Annotated in this window: 1 protein-coding gene; it reads right to left on the reverse strand. The window is 66.9% G+C overall.

What is annotated here, in order from left to right; translation table 11 throughout:
- Positions 1–4,721 (reverse strand): non-ribosomal peptide synthetase (locus tag EJB06_RS31370; RefSeq protein ID WP_126077949.1); only part of this gene is annotated, 4,721 nt, incomplete at both ends.

The following is a 4,721-nucleotide window of genomic DNA, read 5'->3' on the forward strand; positions in this document are numbered from 1 at the left end:
CGCTCGTTGAAGCCGTTCAGCACCAGCTCACGCTCCGCAGGCGGCAGCACGTCGAGCGAGGCAATCAGGCGCGCGGGATCATCGTCCAGCGCCGCCGTCAAGCCGTCGGCCGCCTGGACCAGCATGGCCGCCACGCGGGCCGGATCGACGCCTTCGCATTGGGACGTGATCGAAAAGCCCACGCCGAAATCGTTGACCGAGATCCCGACCGGATAGCTGATCCTCTCTTCATTGGCATGCGTGCGAATGCCATCCCACGCAAGGTCGGCAGCCTGCTGCTCCTGCGCGCCCCTGGCGTGGCTGTGGCGATAATTGAGCAGGCTCGTAAACAGCGGCGCCGGTGCGGCCACCCCGCTGCAGCGCTGCGCTAGTGTCAATGGCGCCTGTTCGTGCATCAGCAGATCGGTCAACTGGCGGTAGGCCGCGTCGACCGCCTCCCCCACTGTCGCTCCCGCCAGCGCAACGCGCACCGGCAAGGTATTGACGAACATGCCCAGCACCTGGTCCGCGCCCGCAGTGCCCTGCATGCGGCCGAGCAGCACGCTGCCGAACACCACATCCTTGCGCGCGCTGGTCTGTCCGAGCACCTGCGCCCATGCGACGTGGAACAGCACCGCCGGCGTGACCCCGCAGCGGCGCGCCGTCTCGCGCAGGCGCAGGGCCAGCGCATCGCTGAGCGCCACGGTGGCTTCTTCCACCCGCGCGCCGCTGCCCTGCACGTTCAGCAGGCCGAACGGCGCGGTCGGCTCGTCGATGCCGGCCAGTTGCTCGCGGAAGTAAGCTTCGTGCTGCGCATCGCTCACGGAGCCCATCTGCGCGATGAAATTCCGGTATGGAACCGGTACTGGCAGGCTGTCGCTGCGGCCCTGGATAATGGCCTGGATTTCGGCAATGATCAGTTCTTGCGAAACATGGTCACCGATCAAATGATGGTTCAGCAGTGCAAGATGGCACTCCCCGCTGACAGGGTCGGCCGCGACATGGGCCGCCAGCAAGGGCGCGCGCTGGAGGTCGAGGCGCAGATGGCGCGGATCGGCTTGCTTCAGCAATTGTTGCAACGCATCGTGACCCGCCTCGACGGCCACCTCGCACAGCGGCAAGGCGGCGTCGCGGACGACGACTTGCACGGGATCGTCGAGGCCGGTCCACAACACGGCCGTGCGCAGGATGTCGTGGCGGTCGATGACGATCTGCAGTGCGCTCAGGAAGGTATCGAGGCGGCTGCGCCGGTCGAAACTGAGGACCAGGCGCAACAGATACGGGTCGCCTTCGCTCTCCAGCAAGTGATGGAACAGAATGCCGTTTTGCAGCGGCGACAAGGGATAGATATCGGCAACATTGGCAATGCCCCCCGGCACGCGGGCGACGATGCCGTCGATGTCCGCCTGGCTCAGCGACACCAGCGGCAGCATGTCCGGCGTGATCGCCTTGCTGTCGCGGCCGATTCGGTTGGGCGCAATGGCCACCCCGCCGTCCGCCGAGGTCAGCAGGCGCGCCAGGCTGGCCGGCGTCGGCGCCGAAAACACGCTGCGCACATCGGCTTGCCAGCCGTGCTGGCGCAACTGCTCGATCAGGGTGACCACGATCAGCGAATGACCGCCCAACTCGAAAAAGTGATCGTTGCGGCCCACCTGCTCCAGCCCCAGCAGGGATTGCCAGATGGCGGCGATGGCGATTTCCGCCTCGCCCACCGGCGCCTCATAGCTGGAAGTAAGGAGCGCGGCCATGTCCGGCGCGGGCAGCGCGCGGCGGTCGATCTTGCCGTTGGTGGTGATGGGAAACGCGTCGAGCATGACGAAAGCGGACGGGACCATATACTCGGCCAGCTCGGCCGCCAGACGGTTGCGCAGGGAGGCCACGGCCGGCCGCTGTGCGCCATCCGTTGTCAGGTAGGCAACAAGGCGCTGGTCCTCGCGCACCATGACCATGGCCTCGCGCACGCCGTCGCAGGCCGCCAGGCGGGTTTCGATCTCGCCCAGCTCGATGCGGTAGCCGCGCAATTTGACCTGGAAGTCGTTGCGGCCCAGATATTCGACGCTGCCGTCGGCCAGCCAGCGGCCCAGGTCGCCGCTCTTGTACAAGCGCGCTCCTTTGCGCTTGCTGAAAGGATCGGGAATGTACTTCTCGCGCGTCAGCTCGGGCCGGTTCAGGTAGGCGCGCGTGACTTGCGCGCCGCCGATGTGGATCTCGCCGGTCACGCCCAGCGGAGCCGGCTGGCCGAAACGATCCAGGATGTAGATTTGCGTATTGGCAACAGGACGGCCGATCGGCAGCTCCGTTGCCGGCAGCGGACTGGCGGCGTCGTACACGATGGCGGTGGCGTAAATGGTGGTCTCGGTTGGTCCGTAGGTGTTGATCCAGCGCACCTGCGCCATGGCCGGGGTCGCATACCAGTTCGTCAGGTAACGCAGCTCGGCCTTTTCGCCGCCGACGATGACGAGGCGCAGCGATTTGCCGGCCTGCACCTTCCCCGCCGCCCATTGATGCCAGAACGCGGTCGGCAAGTCGGCCACGGTGATCGCCTGCATGTCGAGGAAATCGATGAATTCCTGGTCGGGCAGCATCAGGTGCGCGGGCCGCAGCACGATCTGCGCGCCGGCCGCCAGGCCAGGGAAGATCTCGGTGACCGAGGCGTCGAAGCCGATCGACGCGAACTGCAGTACGCGGTCGCCGGCGCCCATCTGGCACAGGTCGATGTGGTAGGCCAGCAGGTTGACGGCGTTCCCGTGTTCGACCATCACGCCTTTGGGCAGGCCGGTGGAACCGGAGGTGTAGATCACGTAGGCGAGGCGGTTGGACGACATGCCCGGCACGTCGGGATTGTGCACTGGATGGCGCGCCACGGCTGCCATGTCGGCCTCGCCGTCGAGCAGCACCAGTGCGGCGCCGGTAGCCGGCAGCTTGCCGGCCAATGCGGACTGGGTCAGCAGGGCGGCCGGCAGGCAATCGTCCAGCATGAACGCGAGGCGGTCGGCCGGATATGCCGGGTCGAGCGGCACGTAGCCGGCGCCCGCCTTGAGGATGCCGAGCAGGCCGACGATCATGTCGATGCTGCGCTCGACGCAGATCGCGACGCGGTCGTCGCCCTGCACGCCGAGCGCGCGCAGATGATGTGCGAGCCGGTTGGCGCGCGCGTTGAGCTGCGCGTAGCTGAGGACCGCATCGCCGCAACGCAGGGCCGGGGCGTCGGGCGTGGCCGCCGCCTGCGCCTCGAACATCGCATGCACCAGTTGCTGCGGCGCGGGCGGCATGGCGGTATCGTTAAAGCCGCGCAGCACCAGTTCGCGCTGCTGCTCGCACAGGAAGGACTGTTCGTCGTGCGCCTCGTCCGGCGCCTGCGCCATGGAAGCGAGGATGGCGACGAAGCTGGCCAGCACCTGATCGACCTGCGCGCCGGAGAGCTGGCGGGTATCGGCATGGAAGTCGATGCCCTGGCTGGCGTTGTAGCTGCAGTTGATGACCAGCGCGTGGTCGGTCGCCTCGAACACCTGCGAATAGCCGTCGCTGCTGGCCAGCGCGTCCAGATTGTCGTACACGTGGAAGTTGGTGTAGTTGAACATGATCTCGTAGAACGGCTGGCGGCCGTTATCGAGATGCAGCTGGAAGTAAGGATAGTCGCGGTGCGCCATCACCCCGAGTTCGGCGCGGTAGGTATCGGCGATCAGCGTCTTCCAGCTGGCGCGCGCCAGTTTCTGGCGGAATGGCAGGGTGTTGAGGAACAGGCCGAGCACCTTGTCGCCGTCGGCTTCTTCGGGGCGCACGTTGCTGACCAGGCCCGTGGTCACATCGTCCCTGCCGGTCAGGGTGGAGACCAGCCGCATGTGCGCGCACAGCAGCAGGGTGCGGACCGGCACTTCCAGTTCGGCGGCCAGCGCTTGCAGGCGGGCGCACAGGTCGGCCGGGAGCTTGCGCCGCACCGCTTGCGCTGGCGGTTCGTCGCCGGCGGCAGGCGGCAGTGCCGCGAACGCATAGTCGGCGAGGTAGGTATTCCAGAATTCCTTATGGTCCGGTGCGGCCAACGCCTGCCGTTCGCGCAGGGCGGTCGATGCCGGTGTGATGGCCAGCGGCGCGAGATAAAGGCGACGGTCGCCGCTGCGCAGCAGTGCCAGATAAGCGTTGAACAGTTCCGTCTGGAGCGACGCCACGCTCCAGCCATCCAGGATCGCATGGTGGAAGCTCAGGGTGAACTGCACCGAGGTGCGCGAACGCAGGTGCACGAACAGGCGAAGCAGCGGCGGCGCGTCGAAGTCGAAACCGGTCTTGCGTTCGGCATCGATAAAGGCAGCCACCGCCTCGTCCTGCGCCGCCGTGTCCATGGCGGTAAGGTCGTTCACGGTCAGCGGGATGTGCGCCAGCGCGTGCACCAGCTGCATCGGCTGGCTGAAACCGCGCAGGCCGAACGCGGTGCGCAGGACCGGGTGCTTGCGGCTCAAGGCATCGAGCACGATGCGCATGGCTTCGGCATCCCAGGCGGGGACGTCGATGCAGTGGCTCAGTACATCGTGGTAAAGGCCGGCGTCCTGTTCGAGCTGGTTGTGGAAGACCATCCCCATCTGCAGCATCGTGACCGGATACGCCTCCTCGACACCTGCGGGGAGCCTGGCGCGATCGTCTTCGCCGATGAGGGGGACAGCCGCGGGCGCGTGCGCGGCGGGTTCGCGCGCATCGAGCATGGCGGCCAGCGCCGCGATGGTGGGCGCCTTGAAGATGTCGACAATGGC

Origin of the sequence: Massilia atriviolacea, from assembly GCF_003953935.1 — a bacterium.
Lineage (GTDB): Bacteria > Pseudomonadota > Gammaproteobacteria > Burkholderiales > Burkholderiaceae_D > Telluria_A > Telluria_A atriviolacea.